The sequence below is a fragment of the Kitasatospora sp. NPDC127067 genome, from assembly GCF_042724755.1.
Lineage (GTDB): Bacteria > Actinomycetota > Actinomycetes > Streptomycetales > Streptomycetaceae > Kitasatospora > Kitasatospora lactacystinica.
Map to the genome: position 1 here is coordinate 1 of NZ_JBHXEM010000137.1, position 21,469 is coordinate 21,469.

At 73.8% G+C, this 21,469-nt stretch carries 20 protein-coding genes; 5 read left to right on the forward strand and 15 right to left on the reverse strand.

The genetic code is table 11. The annotated features are described in order from the left end of the window. Positions 1-1,265: 1,265 nt before the first annotated feature. Positions 1,266-2,870, reverse strand: coding sequence for a replication-relaxation family protein (locus tag ACFWJ4_RS35040; RefSeq protein ID WP_380551620.1), 1,605 nt, complete (start codon positions 2,868-2,870; stop codon positions 1,266-1,268). A gap of 711 nt (positions 2,871-3,581) precedes the next feature. Here ACFWJ4_RS35040 and ACFWJ4_RS35045 point away from each other — a divergent pair. Beyond that, positions 3,582-4,424, forward strand: a complete 843-nt coding sequence (locus ACFWJ4_RS35045; RefSeq protein WP_380551623.1) for a replication-relaxation family protein — start codon at positions 3,582-3,584, stop codon at positions 4,422-4,424. Positions 4,425-4,876: 452 nt separating this feature from the next. Here ACFWJ4_RS35045 and ACFWJ4_RS35050 read toward each other — a convergent pair whose 3' ends face one another. The 4 genes from ACFWJ4_RS35050 to ACFWJ4_RS35065 all read right to left on the reverse strand — a co-directional run bounded on the left by ACFWJ4_RS35050 (position 4,877) and on the right by ACFWJ4_RS35065 (position 9,641). Beyond that, the gene (locus ACFWJ4_RS35050; RefSeq protein WP_380551626.1) at positions 4,877-5,404 is read right to left on the reverse strand and encodes an NUDIX domain-containing protein; all 528 of its coding nucleotides are present in this window, start codon (positions 5,402-5,404) and stop codon (positions 4,877-4,879) included. Beyond that, the gene (locus ACFWJ4_RS35055; RefSeq protein WP_380551629.1) at positions 5,401-5,622 is read right to left on the reverse strand and encodes a hypothetical protein; all 222 of its coding nucleotides are present in this window, start codon (positions 5,620-5,622) and stop codon (positions 5,401-5,403) included. Before ACFWJ4_RS35055 ends, ACFWJ4_RS35050 begins: the two co-directional genes overlap by 4 nt. 246 nt (positions 5,623-5,868) lie before the next feature. After that, positions 5,869-7,404 (reverse strand): replication-relaxation family protein, encoded by a 1,536-nt coding sequence (locus ACFWJ4_RS35060; protein ID WP_380551632.1) that lies wholly within the window; start codon positions 7,402-7,404, stop codon positions 5,869-5,871. Between the two features lie 866 nt (positions 7,405-8,270). Continuing rightward, positions 8,271-9,641: a hypothetical protein gene (locus ACFWJ4_RS35065; protein WP_380551635.1), complete on the reverse strand. Its 1,371-nt coding sequence runs from the start codon at positions 9,639-9,641 to the stop codon at positions 8,271-8,273. 818 nt (positions 9,642-10,459) lie between these two features. On the opposite strand from ACFWJ4_RS35065, the gene ACFWJ4_RS35070 reads away from it, so the two are divergent. The 4 genes from ACFWJ4_RS35070 to ACFWJ4_RS35085 all read left to right on the forward strand — a co-directional run bounded on the left by ACFWJ4_RS35070 (position 10,460) and on the right by ACFWJ4_RS35085 (position 12,931). After that, positions 10,460-10,981 (forward strand): hypothetical protein, encoded by a 522-nt coding sequence (locus tag ACFWJ4_RS35070; protein ID WP_380551637.1) that lies wholly within the window; start codon positions 10,460-10,462, stop codon positions 10,979-10,981. Further along, on the forward strand, positions 10,978-11,460 hold the full coding sequence (locus ACFWJ4_RS35075; protein WP_380551640.1) for a hypothetical protein: 483 nt from the start codon (positions 10,978-10,980) through the stop codon (positions 11,458-11,460). The genes ACFWJ4_RS35070 and ACFWJ4_RS35075 overlap by 4 nt, the downstream gene beginning before the upstream one ends. A gap of 37 nt (positions 11,461-11,497) precedes the next feature. Continuing rightward, on the forward strand, positions 11,498-11,755 hold the full coding sequence (locus tag ACFWJ4_RS35080) for a hypothetical protein (protein ID WP_380551643.1): 258 nt from the start codon (positions 11,498-11,500) through the stop codon (positions 11,753-11,755). 399 nt (positions 11,756-12,154) lie between these two features. Then, a complete protein-coding gene (locus ACFWJ4_RS35085) occupies positions 12,155-12,931 on the forward strand; it encodes a hypothetical protein (RefSeq protein ID WP_380551646.1) in 777 nt (258 codons plus the stop codon). A 105-nt stretch (positions 12,932-13,036) separates the two neighbouring features. Here ACFWJ4_RS35085 and ACFWJ4_RS35090 read toward each other — a convergent pair whose 3' ends face one another. From ACFWJ4_RS35090 to ACFWJ4_RS35135, 10 genes are all read right to left on the reverse strand, one after another. Continuing rightward, entirely contained in the window at positions 13,037-13,252 is a 216-nt protein-coding gene (locus tag ACFWJ4_RS35090; RefSeq protein ID WP_380551649.1) for a hypothetical protein, read from the reverse strand. 213 nt (positions 13,253-13,465) lie between these two features. Beyond that, positions 13,466-13,801, reverse strand: coding sequence for a replication initiation protein, RepL2 (locus ACFWJ4_RS35095; RefSeq protein WP_380551651.1), 336 nt, complete (start codon positions 13,799-13,801; stop codon positions 13,466-13,468). A 5-nt stretch (positions 13,802-13,806) separates the two neighbouring features. Beyond that, on the reverse strand, positions 13,807-14,283 hold the full coding sequence (locus ACFWJ4_RS35100) for a hypothetical protein (RefSeq protein ID WP_380551654.1): 477 nt from the start codon (positions 14,281-14,283) through the stop codon (positions 13,807-13,809). Between the two features lie 755 nt (positions 14,284-15,038). Further along, complete coding sequence (locus tag ACFWJ4_RS35105) at positions 15,039-15,221, reverse strand: hypothetical protein (protein WP_380551657.1); 183 nt, start codon at positions 15,219-15,221, stop codon at positions 15,039-15,041. Between the two features lie 126 nt (positions 15,222-15,347). Beyond that, positions 15,348-16,526 carry a protein kinase gene (locus ACFWJ4_RS35110; protein WP_380551660.1) on the reverse strand — a complete coding sequence of 393 codons (1,179 nt, stop codon included), beginning with the start codon at positions 16,524-16,526 and terminating at the stop codon, positions 15,348-15,350. A 184-nt stretch (positions 16,527-16,710) separates the two neighbouring features. Further along, positions 16,711-17,007 (reverse strand): hypothetical protein, encoded by a 297-nt coding sequence (locus ACFWJ4_RS35115; RefSeq protein WP_380551663.1) that lies wholly within the window; start codon positions 17,005-17,007, stop codon positions 16,711-16,713. Then, on the reverse strand, positions 17,004-17,321 hold the full coding sequence (locus ACFWJ4_RS35120) for a hypothetical protein (RefSeq protein ID WP_380551666.1): 318 nt from the start codon (positions 17,319-17,321) through the stop codon (positions 17,004-17,006). Before ACFWJ4_RS35120 ends, ACFWJ4_RS35115 begins: the two co-directional genes overlap by 4 nt. Positions 17,322-17,410: 89 nt before the next feature. Then, entirely contained in the window at positions 17,411-18,244 is an 834-nt protein-coding gene (locus tag ACFWJ4_RS35125; RefSeq protein ID WP_380551669.1) for a DciA family protein, read from the reverse strand. Next, positions 18,241-18,888 carry a DciA family protein gene (locus ACFWJ4_RS35130; RefSeq protein WP_380551671.1) on the reverse strand — a complete coding sequence of 216 codons (648 nt, stop codon included), beginning with the start codon at positions 18,886-18,888 and terminating at the stop codon, positions 18,241-18,243. Before ACFWJ4_RS35130 ends, ACFWJ4_RS35125 begins: the two co-directional genes overlap by 4 nt. Next, complete coding sequence (locus tag ACFWJ4_RS35135; protein ID WP_380551674.1) at positions 18,885-20,150, reverse strand: hypothetical protein; 1,266 nt, start codon at positions 20,148-20,150, stop codon at positions 18,885-18,887. The genes ACFWJ4_RS35130 and ACFWJ4_RS35135 overlap by 4 nt, the downstream gene beginning before the upstream one ends. Positions 20,151-21,469 lie beyond the last annotated feature (1,319 nt).

A 21,469-nucleotide genomic window follows, 5' to 3' on the forward strand; every position in this document is an offset into this window, starting at 1 on the left:
CACGGGCACAGCGGCCGGACGGCCGAGACGGGCACGGACGGGCCGCTGGCGGCCGGGACGGGCGCAGCAGGACGGCCTGACGGCCGACCAGGACGACGGCCAGGGCCCAGCAGCCGGGCGCGGCACCGGACGACGCGGGCAGGCGGCAGCGGGCGACGCAGGCGGGCGGCGGCGGGCCGCCGAGGCCGGCCAACCGGCCCAGCCCGATGCAACACGAAGTGCAACACGCCCACCCGCCCCCGCCCCCAGCCACATAACACCTGGTCAGACCCGCAACACGGCCCCGTGTTGCACCCCACCGCAACACCGCGTTGCACCCCCGCGTTGCACCCCCGCGTTGCACCCCCGCGTTGCACCCCCGCGTTGCACCCCGCCGCCGAGCACCACCACCAGGACCAGGCCGCCCGACAAGGCCGGCCTCCCCGGCGGCCACCGTCCCGGCCCTGCCCCGCCGCCCCGGACAGCGCCTCGGACGGCGGCCAGGACCGCCAGCACCTGGCGGCCGTCGACACCCCGGAAGCGGCCACCACCGAGCACCAGCCGCGGCCCGCGCCCCGGCACCTGTCGCGCCCAGACCACACACAGGGGAACAGGGGTATCCGCCCACGTCACAGCACGCGACAGCACCCCATCGCGACAGGCAACGCGACAACCCACACGACAGCCCACCGAGCACTCCTGGGCGACCACCAGAACAGCCTCCAGGGCGGCCTGACGGCCACCCAGCCGCCCAACCGGGACAGCGGCACAACAGAACGACGGACGGCCCGGGACGGCGGCACAGCGAGGCCCGGACGGCCCCGGACGGCGGGACGGCGACGGCGACAGCAGGCACCCGGACGGCCCGGCCCGACGGCGGCCCCGGACCGGCGGCGGCCGAGCAGACGCAGCAGGCCCGGGACGGCGGCGCGGCGAGGCGGGCACGGCCACCGGGGACGGCGGGCCCGGCCTGGACGAAACCGAACACCAACCCCCGCCACCACCCCGCCAACCGCAATTGAGAACCGAATTCACACCACCACCCGGCGGCCAATCCGCCAAAACAACCAGACGGAATACCCGAAGGAATTCACCCCCATTCCACACCCAACAACACCCCACCAGCCCCGCCAACGGCCGACCCCACCCCCCGACCCCACCCGCCACCACACACAGTCACCAAACCCCGCCCCGAACACCCACCCCGCCACCACCCCAACAGGCACAACCAAAGGTCCAGACAACCCGCCGTGCGAGGCCATTCCACGCCCACCACAACCAACAGGTCACACCCGGCGGCCCTTCGCCGGGTAGAGCTTGGCGTGCAGTAGTCGGTCTTCCCACCACGGGTCATCCGGGGTGGAGACCAGCGCGGCCACCTGCTCGCGTTTGGTCGGGGCGGGCAGCACCAGCGGGCCCAAGTCCTTGACGGCGCGGTCTTGTTCGCACTGCGGGCACTCAAGCCGATCCGGGCTGGCCTTCTCGGTTAGCTCCAGTTTCGAGCCCTCCTTCCCGCCGATCGAGCCCCGGCACGTCCAGCACGGGCGCAGCGCGGCGTTCGCCGCCCGGGCCGCTTCCAGCTGCTCCTGGGCCTCCCGCTCCAGACGCTCGGTGTGTTCCTGGTGGCAGGTCCAGCAGCGGCCGCCGGGGTGGCGGGTCCACTCCACGCGGCGGCCGTCGGGGCCGTAGTGCCAGGTGCTCTCCTTCTTCGGGACGTTGCCGCAGTCGGCGCAGGCGAGGGTGCGCATCCACTCGCGGTGCTCCTGGCGGGCTTTCTTCTCCCGGGCCTTCTGGCGCTGGTTGTAGGCGGCGCGGTTGTCCGGGTTCTCCAGGGCGTCGAGCAGGGAGTGCCGGCCGGGGCGGCCGTAGCGCCACCAGACGGGGCCGAGGGGGCCGTGCTCGGCCAGCAGCTCCAGCGTGGTCGCGAGGACGGGCACGGCGTCGTCGTACTCGCGCCAGCCGTCGCCGTCGTTGTCATCCTGGGTCACGGTCCACCCGGTGCCGCGCCAGATCTCGGCTGACAGGTCCGCCACGGCCTCCTGGCGGTTGGCCAGGGCGACGGGTCCGGCGCCGGTGACGACCAGGGCGACGGGCGGGTAGCCGGGCCGGGTGTGGGGGCCGGGGTAGGTGCGGCGCCACCAGTGCACCGTTCGGTCGGCCGGGTCCTGCTCGGCCAGCGCGGGGTCGGTGCTCTTCACCTTGGTGCGGAACAGCTCGCGGTAGGCGGTGAACTTCGCCGCGACCCGCTCCGGGGCCATGGTGGAGCGGTCGACCTCGACCATCAGGACCGGCACCCCGATCTCCGGGGCCTGCCACACCGCGTCCGGGCGCACCTTTCGCCGGCCGCCCGGCAGCAGGAACTCGACCTCGGTCGCCCAGTCGGTCACGGTGCCGACCCCGCCCGCGGCTTCGGGCGCGGTGCCGCCCCGGACGAAGGCGAGCACGGTCTCGTTGACCGCCATCGCGTGCTGGGCGCCGGAGCGTCCGGCGCCCCGGGCCGTGGAGCCCATGTCGGCGCGGGGCAGGCCGAGTACCTGCCCGGCCGCCTCCAGTCCGACCGTTCCCTCCAGCCGCCAGGTCTTGTGCCGGTTGCGGGTGTTGCCGTCGGAGGCGACCAGGCCGTGCAGCGCGAGGTCGCCGAGGGCCTGCCGGATCGCCTTGTTCGACGCCGCCCCGGGGCGCAGCAGGCGCTGGAGCTGGTCGGCGGTGGCGACCTTGAGGACGCCGAGCGCGCCGAGGACGTCGGCGCGCAGCGCGGTGGTCGAGCCGTTGGGGTTGGCGGTGCCGCGCCGGTACGCGGTCCGTCCCGGCCGGGACGGCTCGGCCGGTTCGACGGCGTCGGCCTGGTCGTCGTTGTCGTCGGGCTGGGCGAGGCGCTGACGGGTGCTCACGGGCTTCTCCCGGTGGTCGTGGTCGGCTGCTGCCTCTCCGGGATATCCGGCGCTCCTGACAGCCGCCAAGCCCGTTGTCGGCTCGCGTGCCGCGCCCTCTCCCACCACCCCTGATTCCGGCCCGCCGCCGCCCCCGACCAGCGAGCGGCCGGCACCAGCCGGACGCGAGAAAAGGAAAAGCCCACCGCAGGTGCAACAACCCGAACCGACCAACCGACAACGCCACAACCACAAACCAAAACCAAAAGCAGAAAGACGGGAGAAGAGGGTTGTCAGAATGCGGCGGCGGCCCGAATTCGGGCGCTGAGCTGGGCGGATTCGCCTCTCGGGTCCGAGGTGGCCGGTAGGGGCAGCGGAGGGGGAAACGGCAGGGGGAACGGAAGCGGTCCGGCAAACTAACCAGGCTCACCAAGGTACCGGTGAGTTTCCTTGATAGGCCATCAAGGAAACTCACCAAGGCACCTTGATGGCCATCCCAGCAGGTCAGAGGCACGCTGGTCGGGCCGCAGAGAGCCCCGAGGTCGGGACCGGTTGGCGGACGGGATTACGGACCGCATTTCGGACCGGTTAGAACGCGGGATACCTTGATACCGGAAGTTACCGAATCGTTATGGACTACCAACCTTGATGGTGAGAAATCCGGTGAGTTTCGTGGGGTTCCATTCTCCGAGCACGGGATAAGCCCGTGCTTCGGAATGAGGGAGCACCTTCGTGCACGGGGATCTGGAGACCGACCACGACGTCCTGGTCACGCTTCACCGCTTCACGCTGGCGACCGCCGAGCAGCTCCACCAGCTGCACGGCGGCACCGCCGGGATCAAGCAGACCCAGAAGCGGCTGACCCGCCTGCACACCGACGGCCTGGCCGACTTCGTGACCCTGCCCCAGGCCGGCCGGGCGAAGGCCTGGCACCTCACCGCCCAGGGCGCGGCGGTGGCGGCCACCTTCCCCGAGGCCCGCCGCACGGCCGCCCAGACGCCGGACGGCGAGCAGCTCGCCGTGCGGCACGGTCGCGAGCACCTGCTCGACGTCGGCCGGATCCACACCGCCTTCGTCGCCGACGCCCGCCAGCGCGGCGAGGACTGCGGCCCGCTCGACCTCCGCCCCTCCCCGGAACTGCCGGTCGGCGCAGCGGCGTACCGGCCCGCCGCCGAGCTCACGTACACCGCCGGCACCGGCGACCAGCGCCACCGGTTGCGGGCCTTCGTCGAACGCCACCGCCCCGGGGTCGGCGCCGAGGAGACCGCGGCGCAGTTGGCGGCCTGCGCCGCCGTGTGGGAGCAGGCCGGGCCGGGCGGCCGGGCGTGGGAGCGGCTCTGGCGCTCCTTCCCGCGGCTGCTGGTGGTCCTGGTCGGCACGACGGCCGCCGGGGTGCGCTCGGCGGTGGCGGACCTGCGCCTCGCCGCCGAGGAGAACCCGGCCGTCGCCGAGATGCTCACCTCCGTCCCGGCCGGCGCCGCCCGGATCGAGGACCTCATCCAGCGCGGCCCGTCCGCACCCATCTGGCACCCGCTCAGCAGCGGCGGGCGGGCGTGCGGGTGGACGGAGCTGTAGGCGGTGAGCGGGAGCCGCTGGGTGGCCCGCTGGCCGTCCCGGCCGCCCTCCTCCTCGCTCCTCCTCCCGGCCGGTGGCGCCGCGAAGCGGGGCCGCCGGGCCGCCGCGCAGCGGACAACCCCTCACGTCGTCGGCGCGCAGCATCAGGTGGCCGGGATCTTGTCTCCGCTCCTGCTCTGCGCGCCGACTCCCCTGCTCCTCTTCTTCGGTGCTCCGGTGCCGGACTTCACCCAGCACCCGCTCAAGGTGCCCAGGGAGAAGTAGTCGGCGCGAGGCAACCCATGGACAACGGGCTCTGAACTGCACAAATCCGCTTCCGGCGGTACCGCCTGACGCAAGCCCGAGAAGCAAGCCCGAGAAGCAGCCCCGAGTAGCAAGCCCGAGTAGCCACCGCCAGAAGCAACCTCAGAGGCAACCCGCGCCGGGCCCGGCTGCGGTGTGCGCGCGGGAGGTCAGCGCCACCGGTAGGACGTGGTGGTCATCGCCGGGAGCAGCACCGGCCCGCCGGTCGCGTCGGTGCCCGGCCGGAGGGCCTGGTCGAGGACGGCGCCGACGTCCGGGTAGAGGTGGAGGCCGGCCGCGTCGGCCACCGGCAGCCACACCACCGGCGCCTGGCCGGGGTCGTCCTGCTCGACCGCCGCGACGGCGGCCGCCAGGTGGTCGGGCAGGTGGGCGGTGAAGACCAGGTGCCGGCGCCGGAACGGCACGCTCTCGCCCGGCCGCTCGGTCTCCTGCTCCTGGACGAAGCGGAGCACCGGAGGGTCGGGCAGCACGGCCAGGTCGAGGCCGAGCTCCTCGAGCAGCTCCCGGCGCAGCGCGTCGGCCGGTTCCTCGCCGTCCTCGTCCTCGACCACGCCGCCGGGCAGCGAGTGCTGGAGGCCGGCGTCCCGCTGGCGCCGGATCAGGCAGACGCGGCCGTCGTGGACCAGGACCGCACACACCCGCACCCGGACCGGTCCGGCCACCGTGCCGGCGGTCACCGCCGGGCCCAGGCCGGGCAGGCGGGCTCGTGCCAGGTGGTGCGGACGACCACCCCGCCCGGGGTCAGGTGCTCGCTGGACCAGGTCCGGCAGCACCCGGCGCTGCCCGGCCGGGCCGGGGCCGGCGGCCATCCGGCACGGACCGGGGAAGCGGACGCGGACGTGGTGAACGCGGCCGGGCGGCGGCGACGGCGGCGCCTGGTGATGGGTGTCGTCATGTCGCAGGCTCTGCCCACCCCGCTGCCGGGCCGAACCCCGCCGCCACCCGAACGGCCCAGCCCCGACCGTTTCTAACCGGCCGCTGACCTGCGGCGACACCCGAAACTCACCGGGTCCGAGGCGAAACTAACCAGCGGCCCGGGGCGAAACTCACCGGCCGTGGGGCGAAACTCCCCAGTGCAGGTCAGCGGGGGTGCCGAAACTCCCCGGTGCAGGTCAGCGGCCTGCACCGGGGAGGGGCCGGGTCAGGACCGGCGCCACCAGGAGCTGGTGCGCTTCGCCTCGGCGGCCGCGGCTTCGGCGGCGGCCCGCTCGCGCTCGGCGGCCTCCCACGCCTTGCGGTCGGCGTCGGCCTGGCGGCAGCCGGCGCACAGCCCGTCGTCGTTCCAGCCCCGTTCCTTCTCCTCCCACCGCTCGTCCGAGAACGGCGCCGAGCAGCGGCGGCAGGCCGGACGGCGCCGCTCCCGCTCCGCCGCCTCCCGCGCCCGGCGGGCCCGGTCCGCCTCCGCCCGCTCGACGGCCAGCAGCTCGTCGCCGTCCGGGTTGTCGAGCGCGTCGGTGAGGGTGTGCCAGCCGCGGCGACCGAACCGGTGCCACACCGGGGCGTCGGCCCCGTGGCGGCGCAGCAGCGGCAGAGTGGTGGCGACGACCGGCAGGGCGCGGTGGTGGTCGCGGGCGTGGACGGCGTCGCCGCCGTACGCGGGGGCGTGCCAGATGTCCTCGGAGGCGGCCTCGACCTCGGTCATGCGGTTGAGCAGGCGCTCGTGGTCGCGCTTGGCCTTCTCCTTCTTCTGCTGTGGGGTGAGCCGCTTGGCTCCGGGGCGGTCGCGCTTGCGGCCGGCCTCCAGGACCAGGGCGACCGGCGGCAGGCCCTCGCGGCCGGTGGGCGGGTAGACGGTGGGCCACAGCCGCAGGTCGTGCGTACGGGCGCGCCAGCTGCGCAGCGAGGCCTCGAAGGCCGCCTTCGTCGTGCCCTTCGCCGGGAGCTCGCACCAGGCGCGGTAGCCGGTGAGCTTGTCGGCGAGCTCGCCGGCGCTCTCGTTGTCGCGGTCGACCTCGACCAGGAGCACCGGCACGTCCGCGCCGGGGTCGCGCAGCACGAGGTCGGTGAACAGGGAGCGGCGGTGCGGGATCGGGTGCTCGACCTCGGTGGTGAACGCCTCCAGGTGCCCGAGTCCGGCGCGGGCGAGGAGGCCGGCGGTGGCGACGACGTCCAGGGCGTGATCGGAGTACGCCGTTGCCCGGCCGTCGCGCTCGGTGCGCAGCTTGGACAGCTTCGTCCCGGCCGGGAGCAGTTGGGCGGCTTCGCGGCGGCCGGCTGCGGTCAGGGTCCACAGCTTGCGGTTGTCCGGCAGGCGCAGCTCCTCCCGCACCCTCCCGGCGGCCGCCAGGTCGACCAGGGCGTCGCGGGTGGCCTTGTCGTTCCGCTGTCCCGGCAGGATCAGATGCCAGAGCTCCCTCGCGGTGGCGCGCTGGAACAGGCCGAGCGACACCAAGACCCCACGCCGCACCGGTTCCGTCGAGTCCGCCTTCCACCGCACCTCGGCAGCACGGTGAGAAGGGTTGTCGCCACGCCGTGGGCCCCTTGTCCGGGGCTGCTGGCCTGCGGAAACGGGCCGGTCGGCCGCCGGGGGCACGGAGGTGCCGGCGGAGGTGCCCGCGGAGGCGGCGCCGGGGCCCTTGTCCCGGCCGGGCGAGGCCTTCGCATGGCCGGTCTGGTGGTGGTCGGCGGCCTGGTCGTCGTCGTCCGGACTGGGCGCGGCGAGCGAGGTGGTGGACATCGAGTTGGCCTTCCGTCAGCAGGAAGCCGGGGTCGGCGCGGTGGCCGGCCCGGCACCCGGACCAGCGCCCGGGTGCGGCCGACACTGCACACCGCCCCCTTGTCCGCGGCCTGACCACACCCCTTGTCCGACCCCTTGACCAGCGTGTTGTCCCGCCCGATTCGCCCAGGTCTTGGGCCTTGTCCTCCCGGTATGTCCGTGACCGACACCACAGACCGTCAGGCCGCGCGCCCAGGCGCCGACGCGCGCGGTGCGGACGCGCGCGGTGCGGTGCGGTGCGGACGCGCGCGGTGCGGGTGCGGAGCGGACGCGCGCGGTGCGGGTGCGGAGCGAAGTCCGCGCGGCGGTGCGGGTGCGGAGCGAAGTCCGCGCGGCGGTGCGGGTCCGGGTGCGGGTGCGGGTGCGGGTGCGGGTGCGCGCGGTGCGGTGCGGTGCGGGACGGGGTCCGCGCGGCGCGGCGGTGCGGTGCGGTCGTCGGGCTTCCTCCGGCACCGCGCGCGGCACTTTGTCCAGGGGAAATGCGCCGTTGTCCAGGGGAAACGCGCGGCCGCACCAGTGCGGCGGACCACCGCGCGACGCACTCTGCAGGGCCTGTCCATAGGCGCGCCGCGCGCTGCTGGGACTGTCCATCGCGCGCGGGCCGGCGCGCGGTGCGGGCGAGGTCCGCATGGTGCGGTGCGGTGCGGTAGCGGCGCGACTACCGCACCGGCCTTTGCGGGTGCGGTGCGGAAGCCGACGCGGTGCGGGGCGAGGTCCGCGCGGTGCGGTGCGCGCGGAGCCCGCGCGGTCTGCCATGGGCGCGCCGCGCGCTGCTGGAGCTGTCCATCGCGCGCGGGCCGGCGCGCGGCCGCGTCGGCCGGCCCGGCCTACCAGCGGGTGAGGTCCTCCCCCAGCGCCCGGCGCAGCAGGGCGAGGGCGCCTTCGGCGCCGGGGCAGCGCAGGGGCTCGCCGCTGGCGGCGTCAGCGACGAGGCTGCTGTCGATCAGAGCGGTCCAGGTTCCGCGCTGGACGTCGTACTCCTCGATCCAGCCGACCGGGCGGCCGCCTTGCTGGAGCTCCTGGACGCCCGGGTGGTCGGGCCAGGTGAGGTGGACCAGGCCGTCGCCGAGCGCGTCGCGGTCGGGGTCGCCGAGGCCGCGGTCGGAGGGCACGCTCCAGCCGGTCGGGCGCTTGAGAGCCAGGCGCGGCACGCCGGGCATCGCCCGCTCGGGGCGCAGCAGCTCGATGTGCGTGCGGTGCAGGAAGTCCAGGGCCTGGCCGACCGTGCGGTGGGTGCTGGTCCCGCTGGCCGGGTTCGTCAGGGCCACGGCGGCCTTGGAGCCCCGGTGCTTGGCGGCGATGTGTCCGGCCTGCCCCCACGGGCCGTCCGGCAGCGGTGCGGTCCAGCCGATCGGCCGGCCCCGGTAGAGGAGCTGGTGGACGTCCTGGGCCTGCGGGTCGTCCCAGGAGGCGAGGAGCCAGCCCTCACCGACCGTCAGGTCCAGGTCGTCGAGGCGGTCCGGCTCGCCGAACCGGAGCGTCGGGATCGTGCACGCCGCGCGGCGCAGCGCCTCGAACTCCTCCTCCCGGTGCTGGGCCGGGGCCGCGGGTGCTGGCGCCTGCACGGCCGCCCCCAATTCGGCTCGGTCCGAAACAGCGGGGGCCGCCGTCCCCACCGGGCCGGGCGCTGTTTCGGACCGATCCGAAACAACCGGCTCAACTGGAGACGTGGCTGGGGCAGGAATTTCGGACCGATCCGAAACGGCCGGTGCGGCAGGCTGCCCGGCCAGGATCTTGGGGTCGACCCGGGCCAGCACGTCCGGGCGCATCAGCATCTCCTCGGCCCGGCGCAGCTCGCGCTCGTCCGCGGTCAGGCCGGGCCAGCGGACCTCGTCCCGCGCGTCCTGCGCGGCCTCGTTCATCCGGCAGCCGAGCGAGACGTGGGCCTTGTAGAAGTCCTCGTAGGCGGCCACCGGATCGTCGTCCACCGCGTCCAGGAACGCCCTGGCGGCATCCACGGTGGCCTTCGCGTACCGCAGCACCTCCGCCCGCGCGCCCTCCAGGCCGTCGTCCTTGGCCTTGTCGCGGGCCGCCGCGGACTTGCACTTCGGGGAGCAGTAGATCGCCCGGCGCCCGCGCTTGCCGCGCTCGGGCCGCGGCACGAGCTCCTCGCACCCCTTCCGCTCGCACACCGCGCCCACCGCCACGTCGAACAGCACGTCAGCAGCACCGGAATTTCGGACCGACCCGTTTTGCATGCCCGGATCGTAGCTTTGACGATCCCCCAGGTCACAGCCCATTTCGGACCGATCCGAAACTCCCGGCCGCCGGGGCGGCCATCAAGGAACCCGAAATGCGGACCGGGGCAAAACTCGCCGCCGCCGCGCCCGGTGCAGCGACCCGCGCAGCGCTGCACCGGGTGCTGCACGGAGCAGCAGCGGTGCAGCGGCCGGACGTGCTGCTGCTGGCGCCGGTGCTGCACGTTGTCCCGCTGCCCGGAGCGGCAGCGCAGCACGTTGTCCCGTCACCGGCCGTAGCCGCCCGCCCCCTTGTCCTGCTACCCGCCGCCCCCTTGTCCGGGGTTGTCCCGCGCAACGGACCGGTTGTCCCGCTGCGCATGCGCAACCCGCTGCGCAACGGCGCCTTGCGCATGCGCAACGGCTTGGTCGCCACCATGCGCATGCGCATCCGCCGGACCCGGCCCGGTGCGCAACCGGCCCGGCCGACCGCCCGGCGAAGGCCTGCGGCGGCCGCGGCTGCGATCCCCGTCGCACCGCCCCCACCTGCGGGTTCGCACCCGGCGCGCAGGGTCCGCACCCGCCTTTGCGCATCGTGGTCGGGGCGGTTGCGATACGCAACGCAAGTCGCACCCGGCTCCGGCCGTTGCGCAGCCGGCGGTTGCGCGGGCCGTCGCAGTCGCAGCACCCGGCGGTGCAGCACGCGCTGCTGCTGCACCGCCGCAAGCAGCAGCAGGGTGTAGCAAGGGCCTACACGGGGAGCAGCAGCACGCCCGGGTGCAGCAAGGCCGGCCTTGCTGCACCCGTGACCGTCCAGCCCGGGTGCCGGTTGCACCGGTATGACGACTTCTCCGCTGTCCTGGCCGCCGCTGCCCTCCCCGTCCGGCCGCGCCGAGGACGAGCCCGCGTCCGAGCCCGACGACCAGGCGCTCGACCCCGGCCGGCTGGCCGCACTCCACCGGGGCCGTGACGCGGGGGAGGCGGCGGCCGCGTGGGTGCGTGAGCTGGCCGCCCGGCAGGGCGAGGAGGAGCACCGCCGTGCGTTGGAGCGCGCGGCCGAGGCGATCACCCTGGCGAGCAACCGCGAGGTCATCCCCGGCAGCGACGGCCTGCTGTCCGAGGAGCTGCGGTACACCCTGGCGGCGGACGTGCTGCTCGGTGCCTCGCACACCATCGGCACGCTGCCCGAGCTCGGCGGCGGCGAGCGGCTCGCCCTGGTCGCGGTGTGCGCGCTGGCCGCGGCCTTGCCGTCCTGCGTGCTCGGCGACCTGGAGCGCGAGCTCACCCTGCTCGCCGACGAGCTGGACGCCGCCACCACCGCTGGCCGCGCCGCCGCTGCGGGCACCGGTTTGGCCGGGTGAGCACCACCAGGCGCCGGGCGCTCGGGCCCGGCGCCGCCCGGGTGCTGGCCGACACCGTCCGGGCGCCCCGTACTCCGCCGCCGTGGTCGCCAGCCGCTGTCGACACCGCGCTGCACACGGTGCTGGACGACTTCGAGCGGACCGCCGCGCCCTGGCGGGAGGCCTTCGAGGACCTGGACGAAGACGTCCTCGCCGAGACCGCCGCCGAGGCCCGCGTCTTCGGCGCCGATCCGGCCGGCGCCGTCGACGAGCTGGTGCGCGGCCTGCTCGGGCAGCTGGCCAGCTGGCAGGCCGCGATCGGCGAGCTCGGCCGCGCGCTCACCGCGGCCGCGCAGGAGAGGCCGCTGCCGGACTGGGCCGCCGACGCCGGCCGCACCGAGGACGTCCGCTGGCGACGGGCCCGCACCGCGCTGCTGGAGGCCGTCGCCCGCCACCACCACGGCACCGTGCCTACCGAGCCCTCCGCCGACCGGCCGTAGTGATCAGCACCGGCCGCCGCGCGGGAGAATGAGCCGGGTGACCAGCACCCAGCCCCTGCCCCGCGGCATCAGCGCCCTGATCCCCGACGCCCGCGCCAAGGCGACGCCCGGCGAGAAGGCCGCCGCCCAGCTCGCGCACCTGCGCTCCGCGACCGTCCCGGTGCCGGTCCTCGCCGCGGCCGCCGCGCTGATCGCCCCGCAGCTGGAGGACCCGGACCCGGCCACCCGCCAGGCCGCCGGCGCCGTCCACGCCCGCCTGCTCGCCGCCATCGAGGACGCCGCGCCCGACCGGTAGCCGGCCACAGTCCCAGCCCTGTCCCAGCACCGACACGCAACGCCTCCACCAGGCAGAACGGGGTGGGACAGTCCCAGGACCGTCCCAGCAAAACGCCCGAAACGGACACCCTGAGACAGGGCTGGGACGCCGCCGTCCCAGCCCGGCGAAGCAGTCGTCGGCGGGCCGGACACAGATGACACAGGCGACACAGATACGCCCCTCCACCAGGGCAAACGCGGCCCTCATGACACAGGTGACACAGGGCGAAACAGACATAGCGGGGCATCCTGCCGGGGCGGAACACAGCCGTGACACAGGACGCGACACAGCCCGCCACAGCCCCCGGCGGCCCGGCCCGCGCACCGGTCCGCCGCACCGACCGCGGTTCCGGCCACCCGCCCCGGGAACGATCCGGGCATGGACAGCGAGCACCAGGACCAGGCCGGCCCGGTCGACGAAGCGCGGGCCCGGGAGCTGACCGAGCAGCTGCGCACGGCGATCGAGGACGTTCGGGCCGCCGTCCTGGTGCTCGCCCGCCGGGTCCGCGCCGCCCACCAGGCCCGGGTCTGGACCGTGCTCGGGCACCCGTCGTGGTCGGCGTACGCGCTCGCGGAGTTCGGGATCGGCCGCTCGACCGCGTACCGGCTGCTCGACCTGGCGGCCGTCGCCGAGGCGATCGAGACCACCGTGCAGTCCGAGCTCGAGGTGTCCCACGCGTGGGACAGCACCGACCTGTTCCTGCCGGTGCGCGCGGTCGTCGACCTCAAGGGCCGGGTCAGCGAGCTCACCGACCTGATCGCCGCCCGCCTCGCCGACGCCCACCAGGACGCCGGCGGCGCCGTGCTCCCGGCCGGGACGGTCGGCGGGATCGTCGCCGCCGCGGTCGCCGAGGTCCGCGCCCGCCCCGACATCCCGGCCGCCGAACTGGAAACCGGCCCCGCCCCGGACGGCATCACCGCCGAAGCCTGGCGCCGCCACGTGAGTGCCGGCCGCGACCTGGTCGCCCAGCACCGCGCCGCCCAGCACCGCATCGGTGTCCTCGCGCTGGAGACCGTCCCGGCCTACGTCGGCGACCGCCAGGCCGAGGACGTCCTCGCCCGGGTTGCCGACGACATCGGCATCACCACGGAGGAGATCCTCGCCTGCCGCCGCTACGCGATCTCCGGGGACGTCCGGGCGATGGACGGCTGGTAGACCAGCAGGCCAGCGGCGGGGACTTCTACTTTTGGGCCCTCATTTGAGGGCCGATTTTTGAAACCGCCGCAGGTCGGAAGCCTGCGGCGCGGCGGCCCGAAACGGTCAGATCTGGCGGTGCGGGTCGGAGAAGGTCAGGCCGCCGGCCGCGAGCGAGCGCCGGGCCGGGGCGGGTGCGGCCGCGGTCTCACCGGGCGGCTGGCGGAAGTCGGCGCCCTGCTCGACCGGCAGCAGCCGGCGCCCGCCGGACTGGGCGGGAAGATGCGCGTTGGCGGCAGGGTCGGAGAAGGCGGGCAGCGAGAGGCTGCGGCGGTCGGTCATGATCACCAGTGTCGCAGCCTGGGCGGGCACGGGTGGGCCAGTCCGCTATCACCGGTGGTAGCGGTCTGGCCCTGGCCACCAGTTCCAAGCGCAGGCGGCCGCTGTTTCAGATCTCCTGAACAGAGTGGTTAAGCCTCTGCTACCACGCCCTGCCGGTAGGGCCAACGGAAACGGCCCGGGCGGTCGCCCGGGCCGTTGGTGAAGTTCGCGTGGTCAGGCCTGGCGGGCCTGGCGTCCGCTGTCGCCGCCGGTGCGGCGTAGGGGGAGGACGTTGTCGTTGCCGTCAGCCTTGGAGGTGAGCCGGTAGTAGACGGTGTCGTCGATCTTCTCCATCCAGCCACGTTCGACGAGCTGGCCGCGCAGACGCGAGAAGAGCGAGGGGTCCATGTTGATCTCGGCGGCGAGTTCCTTGGCGTCCAGGGGGACGGCACCGCTGGAGGGGTCTTGGTCGTGGGAGGCGTAGAGCATGACGACCTGGCGCTGGTTGGGTGCCAGGGCGCTGGTCAGCCGCATGATCTTGCGGACGTCCTCGCGTGAGTTGATCTGCATGGTCGTCACTCCCCCTTGGGCTTCTTGTCACTGCGAGGCTTGCGCGTCTTTTTCACCGGCTCCACCCACTGGGGGATCTCTGGCGGATTCCACGCCTTGATCGCCTCGCGCTGCTCGGCGGCCCCGCCCTGGGAGCACAGGTAGGGCGTGGCCTTCCAGAAGGTGTACCGGCCGAGGGTCTTGCCCGGCAGCAGCAGACGCATCCCGGCGAGCTTGTCGATGTGCCGCTTGAGGGCCTTCGAGTCCATCTTCAACCGCTTGGCGATGTCAGGCACCAGCATCTCCACCGGCTCGTCCGGGCCGGGCATGTTGGCGACGAACCAGATCAGCACGCGGCACTCGCGGTCGGTCAGGGCTTCGACGCCCTCGGCGATGCCGTTCATCCGCTTGTTGTCGATCGTGCTGTAGCCGGCCTCGTAGCCGAACCGGGTCTGCGGGACGGCGTTGCCGTCGGCGTCGAACCGCCGCGCTCGTGCTGCCACGCCCCCTCCTTCCCACCGATGGACTCTTAGTACATATGTGGGCTCGCTGCGACCCAGGAATAGACTATCGGTCCATGGACTATGAGTCCATTAAGGACACGCCGGGGATCCCCGAAATGGACTAGAGGTACATGGACTCATGGTCCATTCCAGGGATCTCGGGATCCCTTCCGGAGATCCTGAGATCCCCCTTGGTGATCCCACGATCCCCATCCGCCGCACGTTTCCCAAGGTCAGCGCGTTGCACTGCCGTCCCCCTCTAGTTACTGGTAACTGACGTGCGGCAGGCACACCACGATCAGGGGCTGGTCCACGGGAACCGCCGCCGCTGGGGCCGTAGGCCCCGGCCCGGCACCGGCGAGCTCACGGTGGGCCTCCGGCAGGCTGACCGCCTGTGCCGCTGCCGCCGCCCGGGTCGGGCTCCCACCTCGGCCTGCTGGGTGAAGGCGGGGAAGGTCACGGCGCCAGTCACGGAATTCCGGCTGCCGCCGGAACCGGGCCCCAGGGGGCCCTTTCCATGCCTACGAGTTCCGGTGGTTGGCGCCCGTGCCCTGCCGCTGCTGGTGCCACGGTGCGGTACGCGGGTGCAGGCCTCGGGCGGCTCTGGTCAGCGCTCCCAGGTCGTGGAGGTGGCCAGCAATGTGTTCGTCAGGTGGGTGGTGACGTCGGCAACCGCTCGGTACGCGGGCAGGCCGGAGTCCTTGGGGCAGGCCGGGTCGGCAGGTGGCCCCGCCCGGTACAGGCACCGGCCACTTTCACCGGGGGCAACTGCCCAGGCCGGACCGGCCACGGTCCGGCCGGTGCGGTGACGGGCCGACGGCGGGGCCGGCCACGGCCCTGACGGCGGATCCGGCGGCGCAGGGCAGGCGGCAGTGGATGGTCCAGCGCATCCGGGCGCTGGCCAGGGTGCGGTAGCGGAGCGCGCCGCGCTCAGCCACCCGGTCCGCTGTCGACCGCAACGTCGTTGTGGTTGCCGCCCTGTCCCGGCCCGGGCGGAAGGGCACGCCGGTCACTGACGGGGCGGGGAGATCGAGGGGCCGACTCAGGGGCTGGCTGGCGGCCGGTCAGGGCACGATGTGCACGGTGACGTAGAGGTCGCCGTTCTCGCCGCCGTTGGTGCCGCGCTCGCCCAGGCCGCGGAGCCGGACGCGCTGTCCTTCGCGGAGGCCGGCGGGGAAGCGGACCTGGTGCTCCTGGACGCGCTTGGGTACGAGGCCGGTCCCGCGGCACAGCGAGCACCAGCCGTTGTCCTGGCGGCGGGGGTCGCCGGCGCAGTCGGGGCAGGTGCTGCGGGCGTTCTGCCGCAGCGGCACGGTGGCGCCGTGCCGGGCTTCCTCCCGGCTGAGCGTGACGTTGGTGTTGAGGTCCTTGCCGCGCCGGGGCGCGTGGCGGCCGTAGTAGCGCTCGCCGATCTCGTTGAGGGCGGTGCGGGCCTGGTCGGCGTCCTGGAGGCGGTCGTCTGGGTTCTTGGCGAGCAGGCGGGCGACCAGGTCCTCGAGTTCGGGGTAGACGTCGGGGCGCAGGGCGCGCAGGTCCGGGGGTGGCTGGGTGGCGTGCTGGTGGGCGAGGTTCCAGAAGGTGGCGCCGGTGAACGGGGGTGTGCCGGCGAGGGCTTCGTGGAGGACGCAGCCGAGCGCGTACAGGTCGGAGCGGTGGTCGAGTTCGCCGGTGAACGCCTCGGGGGCCATGTAGGCCGGGGTACCGATGAGGACGCCGGTGGTGGTGATGTCGTGCTTGGTCTCGGAGCTCTTGGTGATGCCGAAGTCGACCACCTTCGCGGTGGAGGCGGCGGACTCGTCGTCGAGGACCATGATGTTGGCGGGCTTGATGTCGCGGTGGACCAGGCCGGCGTCGTGGGCGGCGGCCAGGGCGTCGGCGATGCAGTAGGCGATGTCCAGGGTCTCGGCCCGGCCGAGCGGTCCGTCCTTCAAGGCTGCGGAGAGCGGATCGCCGTCGATCAGTTCCATCACCAGGTAGGCGACCTGGCGGCCGTCGTGGACGGTGGAGCCGAAGTCATGGACGGTGACGATGCTCGGGTGGGACAGGCCGCCGGCGACCGCGGCCTCGCGGGCGAACCGGGCGACCTGGCGGCTGCTGTTGGGGCTGCCGTCCGCAGTGAGGACCTTGACCGCGACCCAGCGGTCGACCTTCGGGTCGTAGGCCTCCCACACCTGGCCGAAGCCGCCCGCTCCGATCCGCTCGACGAGCTCGTAACGCCCGTCCAGCACGGTCCCCGCCTGCACGAACTCCCCTTCCGGTAGCGGCCGGTGTGTCCGGTCCGTCGGTCACGCTACGCGGAACTCCCCGTCTGGGGCAGGGTGAAACCCGAACGCAGGACAGAGGGGCGGCCGTACGCTGATGGCCGGGCCCCTCACGTCGACGAGTGTGAGGGGCCCGGCCATTTCCCGGGGCGGTGCTGCTGCGGGGTCAGGGTCCGGCGATCACCCAGGTCACGAACACCGAGGACATGCCCTCGTGCAGGCGGTACACGACGCTGATGCGGTCGCCGGAGTCGGCGGCCGGGTCGGTACGAGCGGTGTAGTCGTCGACCTCGGGGTCGGTGCCTCCGGGCACCGGGATGCCGAGCCGCGGGTAGAGGGCGAGGCGCTCGACCAACTTCTCGACCGCGTCCAGCTCGCCGGGGCGCAGCGTGGCCAGGGCCCGCTCGGCGGCGTCGGAGAGAAAGACGTGCAGCGGGGCCGGCTGTTCGGGCTGGTCGGTCACCGGTCGCCGCCGGCGGCGCGGAGCCGGGCGAACACGTCGGCGGCCGGGGTCCACTGCTGGCCGCCGATCGGCGCGGCGAGGGAGTCCATGGCCTCGGTGCTGGTGCGCAGGGTCAGGCGGTGGCGGTAGGTGGCGATCACCTCGGCGACGGCGGCCAGGTCGCCGATCGGGGAGGAGTCGAGGGCGGCGGCCAAGGCCTGCTCGAAGGCCTCGCGGTCGCCGGGCAGGCCGTAGCGGGAGAGCGCGGTGCGCAGCTCGTGCAGGGTGGCCGGCCGGGCCGGGGCCGGGCTCTCGTGGTCGGGCTGGGTCGTCACCGGGGCCTCCTGAGTGGTGGCGGCCGCCATGGTGGCGGGCCGCAGGTTCGACGGTAGCGGTCGGCGGGCGGGTGGTGGAGCGGTCCTGGTCACGCGGCCCCGCTGAGGGTCACCGGCTGGCGGGTGGTGCGCAGCGGGACGGCGTGGCCGCGGGCGACGGCGAGAGCCGCGTGGTGGCGGGCGAGGGCTTCGCGGGCCCGGGCGGTTCGGGCCAGGGCCTCCTCGTCTTCGACGCAGGGGCGGTGAGCCCCCTCGGGTTCGCGCAGGCGGTTGTAGTGCTGGCGCAGGATCTCCTCCCGGGCGGCGGCTTCTTCGTCGAGCGCTGCCTGACGGGCTTGGGCCTGGTCGCGCATCTGCTGGCGGAGCTGCTGGTAGGCGGGGCTGTCGGCGAGCGGGCGCTCGGCCGCGGTGGAGGCCGGGGCCGGGTGCTGCTGGGCCGGGGCGGTGGTCGGTTCCATGTCGGGTGCCAGGCCGGCGGTGGTGGCGCCGACCCGGATCTCGATGGCGCAGACGGTGTCGGGCCGGGCGTGGTTGAGCTTGGCGAGGAGCTGGCGCTGCTCCAGGCGCAGCTTGGTGGCCCAGGCCGGGGAGTCGCAGGTGATGCGCAGGGTGCGGGTGTCGGCGTTGAAGCCGGCCGGGAACCAGTGGAGGGCTTCCTCCGCGCCAACGAGCTGGGCCCAGTTGTTGCGCATGGTGCCCTGGGCGGTGCCCAGCGCCCAGCCCTGGGCGGCGGCCATGGTCGGCACGACGGCGGCCAGGGTGGAGGGGTCGCGGGCGTCCCGGCCAGCGCGGGCGATCTGCTGGCGGGTCGGGGTGGTCTTCTTCGCGGGGGCGTTGCCGTTGAGGCGGGCGGTGCGGCGGGCGGCGCGCAGCGCGGTGCGGGCCAGGTCGGCGCCGCCGGGCTCCTGGGTGGTGCTGGTCATGCGGTGAACCTCCTGACGGGGATGCGGGCGTGCTCGGCGGCGTCGGCGATCTGCTCGTCCAGGGCCCGGTGGTCGATGAAGGCGAGGACCAGGTCGGCGTCCGTGATGAGCCGGACGGCCATGTCCTCGTCGGTGAGCGGCGGGTGGCTGTGATCGGGGCCAAGGCCCAGGTCGAGGCAGCCGCACAGGCCGTCGCGGTGCACCGGCTCGGTGGGCTGGTCGTTGGCCTCGGCCCAGCGGCGGGCCAGGTCGCCGACCTCGCCGACGGCCTCGAGGTGGCGCACGGCCAGCAGGTGGAGCGGGCCGCGGTCCTGGACCAGGTCGTGCCAGGTCTCCAGCAGCACGTCCTCGACCAGCTGCTCGTCGGCCCAGCCGGCCGGGCCGGTGACGACCACGCTGGTCGAGGCGACCACCAGGCGCAGCGCGGTGACCTGGGGAGCACCGGTGAAGCGGTTGAGCTTGGCCAGCAGGGACGAGGTGAGCAGCTTGGTCTGGAGCAGGTAAGCCCGGGTGTCGCACAGCACCAGCAGCTCGCCGGTCTGCGGGTCGTAGACCGGCACGGTGTGGGCGGCCAGCGCAGGGGTGGCGGCCTGGGTCCACCAGGGGAAGGCCCGCCACAGCGCGATGCGGGAGTCGTCGGTCATCGGGTCACTCCGAGCTGGACGTTGGGGCTGGCGGCTAGGTGGGCGTACCGGGCGACCAGATCGGCGCCGAAGCGCTCGAAGGCCTGGTCGCCAGCGGCTTCCATCTGGGCGAGCGCGGCCGCGGGCAGGTAGGCGGCTTCGAGCAGGTCCTGCCTGGTCGCGGGCGCGGTGGTGGCGGCCGCGCCGAACAGGTCGGCCATGAACTCCAGCTCACCGGCCAGCTCCTGGACGGCGGCCACGGACGAGTCGTCGACCCGGACGGCGGCCCGCTCGGCCACCGCCTGGTCGTGCCGGTCCTGCTCGGCGTCCTGGCGCAGGGCGTGCGCGATCAGCGAGTGCGGCCGCTCCGGGCGCCACAGCAGACCGGCGCACCCGTACTGACCTGCGATCTCGCCCAGCCAGGCCACCGCACCCTGCTCGTCCCAGCCCCGCGCCACGACGTCGTTGAGGACCCACCGCAGCTGGTCGTGCGAGGCCTGCCGCACCCACGGCACCCGCCGGTACGCGACCCGGGCGAGCCGGTCCCCGGCGGTCATCATCGCCGCTGTCACGACCCGCCCGAGCACCGTCCGCCGCCGCTCCCCGGTCTGCCGCGCAGCGCGCTTCTTCCTGGTGCTGGATGTCGTCTCACGGGCCGCGCCCGTAGTTTTTGAATCACCCACAGCGGGAGAGCTCAGGCAGTCAGTGGTACCACCCTCCATTGGGGTGCAACGCGGGGTGCTGACGGACTGTCGGGTACGGCTGTGACGGACGGTACGGCGGGTACGGCGCGGGCGCTTCGAGGCCTTCTTCCCGAGCTCCGCGATCACGCCCCGGCCCTCCTCCGAGATCCCCGTCATCCGCCGTTCCAGGCCCTCGCCGACGGTCCGGATGCCGAGCGCCTGGTCGTAGGTGGCCGGGACCAGGCGCTCGTACTCGGAGGCGCGGCAGTCCACTCGGACCTGACCGGGCATCATCGGCAGCCGGGTGCCGATCGAGCGCCAGGCCAGCAGGCCGGTCGCCCGCAGGATCTCCAGGTGGTACTGCACGGTCCGGCGGCTGCACTGCATCGCGCGCATCAGGAACGCGATGCTCGGCCGGCACGGCGTCAGCTCCGACAGGATCCGCGCGAGCCGCAGCGTCGTCTCGCTGAACTTCGGGCGGCGCGACGGCGGGACGTAGAGGCCGGCACCGTGCACCCAGTGCACCGCCTGCATCCAGCTGTAGCCGTCCAGCACGATCCGCCCGGCCGTCCCCGACACCAGGTGGTCCTGCTCCGGCACCCACGCGGTCTTCTTCGCCGGGACCACCAGGGTGGCGCCGGCTACCTCCTGGCGCTGGCCAGGAACTGCCAGGACGGCCGGAAGCGCATGGTTCGGACCCGATCGTGTGACAGCTGGAGCCTCACCCGGACGAGTGATGTGCGTCACATTGTCGACAGCGCGCGCGGCGGATTCGACAACCGGTCCGCTAACCGGTCCCCGGACAGAACCCAAGGCAGCAGCGGGGGAGGAGAGATAACCCCCCTCCCAGATCCCATCGTCCGAGCTCAAGCCGGGGACACCACGCCCTTCGGCCACGGCACTGGGTGACTGGAAAGGGGTACTGACCTGCTGCAAAATGGCGTTGCTCCCTACAGCTACATGGGGACACCACGGCGCCCCCTCGGGGACGCTCAGCAAGAAGCACCCCCTGCGGGTGTGAAAGAAGCCCCCTCCGGGGGGTGCCGAACTGCCTCCTCTCGCGTGCGGGTCGTGGTGGTGCGGGCGCAGCCGAGGCCCCTGGAAAGGCCCCGACTGCGGAACTGCGATTGGCCCTTGGAAAGGGGCCGGTCGTGCAAGACGGCCTCTGCCAGGAGGCCGGTGGTGCGTCCCCTCTCGGGGGGTCGTGCTCGGTTCGGGAAGAACCAGGTAGTGCCGCTGGAATCGGTTGGAAGCCGATCTCCAGCAAGCCCCGCTCAACGGTTGGAAGCCAGCGAGCGAGGTGGAGCAGGTGGCCGCAGTGATCTGGGGTGGAAAGTCCCAGGGAGCGGCTGGTGGCGCTGGACCTGTCGCAAGGTCAGGCGCCGCAGACGAGGGCTAGGTCACGGAACACCCCCCACCCAGGGGGCCGCCGTGGCCGGCCGCACATACAGAGACGGCACCCCGCCGGAGCGAGACCCGGGAACTCCCGGTCGACTCCACGGCGGGGTGCCGCACGTTCATGGGGGTCCCGACACGGGTACCCTTCAACACGTCACCACCCCTTGCGTGGTCGACCGGGACGGACCGCCCCCGGCCAGGGGCGCCGACCCACTTGAACGCCGTCCGGACCCTCGGGTCCGGGCGGCGAAGTTCATTTTGGATCACTGACGATGACAGCCTACCCCTGTGGACAACGCGGAGAGTAGGCGCAAGTTCCCCGTGTCGATCTGACGTGACGATGGTCTGACGGACGAACAACACTGCACCTCCTCGCGTTCTTCGGGCACACACTGCCATCCGCACGGTGGTGGGGGCGGGGCCGCGAAGGCGCGGCGCCCCCCCACCCTGGGGGGCGGCGGGGGGCGTCAGCCCCCGGGGTGGGGGGGTTCCAGAGGGGGGTGGGGGCGGCGGGCCGAACC

Bases quoted from the DNA above. Each gene is read 5' to 3' on its own strand.
- ACFWJ4_RS35055 (WP_380551629.1), bottom strand. From the start codon at position 5,622: ATGACGACACCCATCACCAGGCGCCGCCGTCGCCGCCGCCCGGCCGCG.
- ACFWJ4_RS35060 (WP_380551632.1), bottom strand. From the start codon at position 7,404: ATGTCCACCACCTCGCTCGCCGCGCCCAGTCCGGACGACGACGACCAG.
- ACFWJ4_RS35065 (WP_380551635.1), bottom strand. From the start codon at position 9,641: ATGCAAAACGGGTCGGTCCGAAATTCCGGTGCTGCTGACGTGCTGTTC.
- ACFWJ4_RS35070 (WP_380551637.1), top strand. From the start codon at position 10,460: ATGACGACTTCTCCGCTGTCCTGGCCGCCGCTGCCCTCCCCGTCCGGC.
- ACFWJ4_RS35085 (WP_380551646.1), top strand. From the start codon at position 12,155: ATGGACAGCGAGCACCAGGACCAGGCCGGCCCGGTCGACGAAGCGCGG.
- ACFWJ4_RS35090 (WP_380551649.1), bottom strand. From the start codon at position 13,252: ATGACCGACCGCCGCAGCCTCTCGCTGCCCGCCTTCTCCGACCCTGCC.
- ACFWJ4_RS35095 (WP_380551651.1), bottom strand. From the start codon at position 13,801: ATGCAGATCAACTCACGCGAGGACGTCCGCAAGATCATGCGGCTGACC.
- ACFWJ4_RS35125 (WP_380551669.1), bottom strand. From the start codon at position 18,244: ATGACCAGCACCACCCAGGAGCCCGGCGGCGCCGACCTGGCCCGCACC.
- ACFWJ4_RS35130 (WP_380551671.1), bottom strand. From the start codon at position 18,888: ATGACCGACGACTCCCGCATCGCGCTGTGGCGGGCCTTCCCCTGGTGG.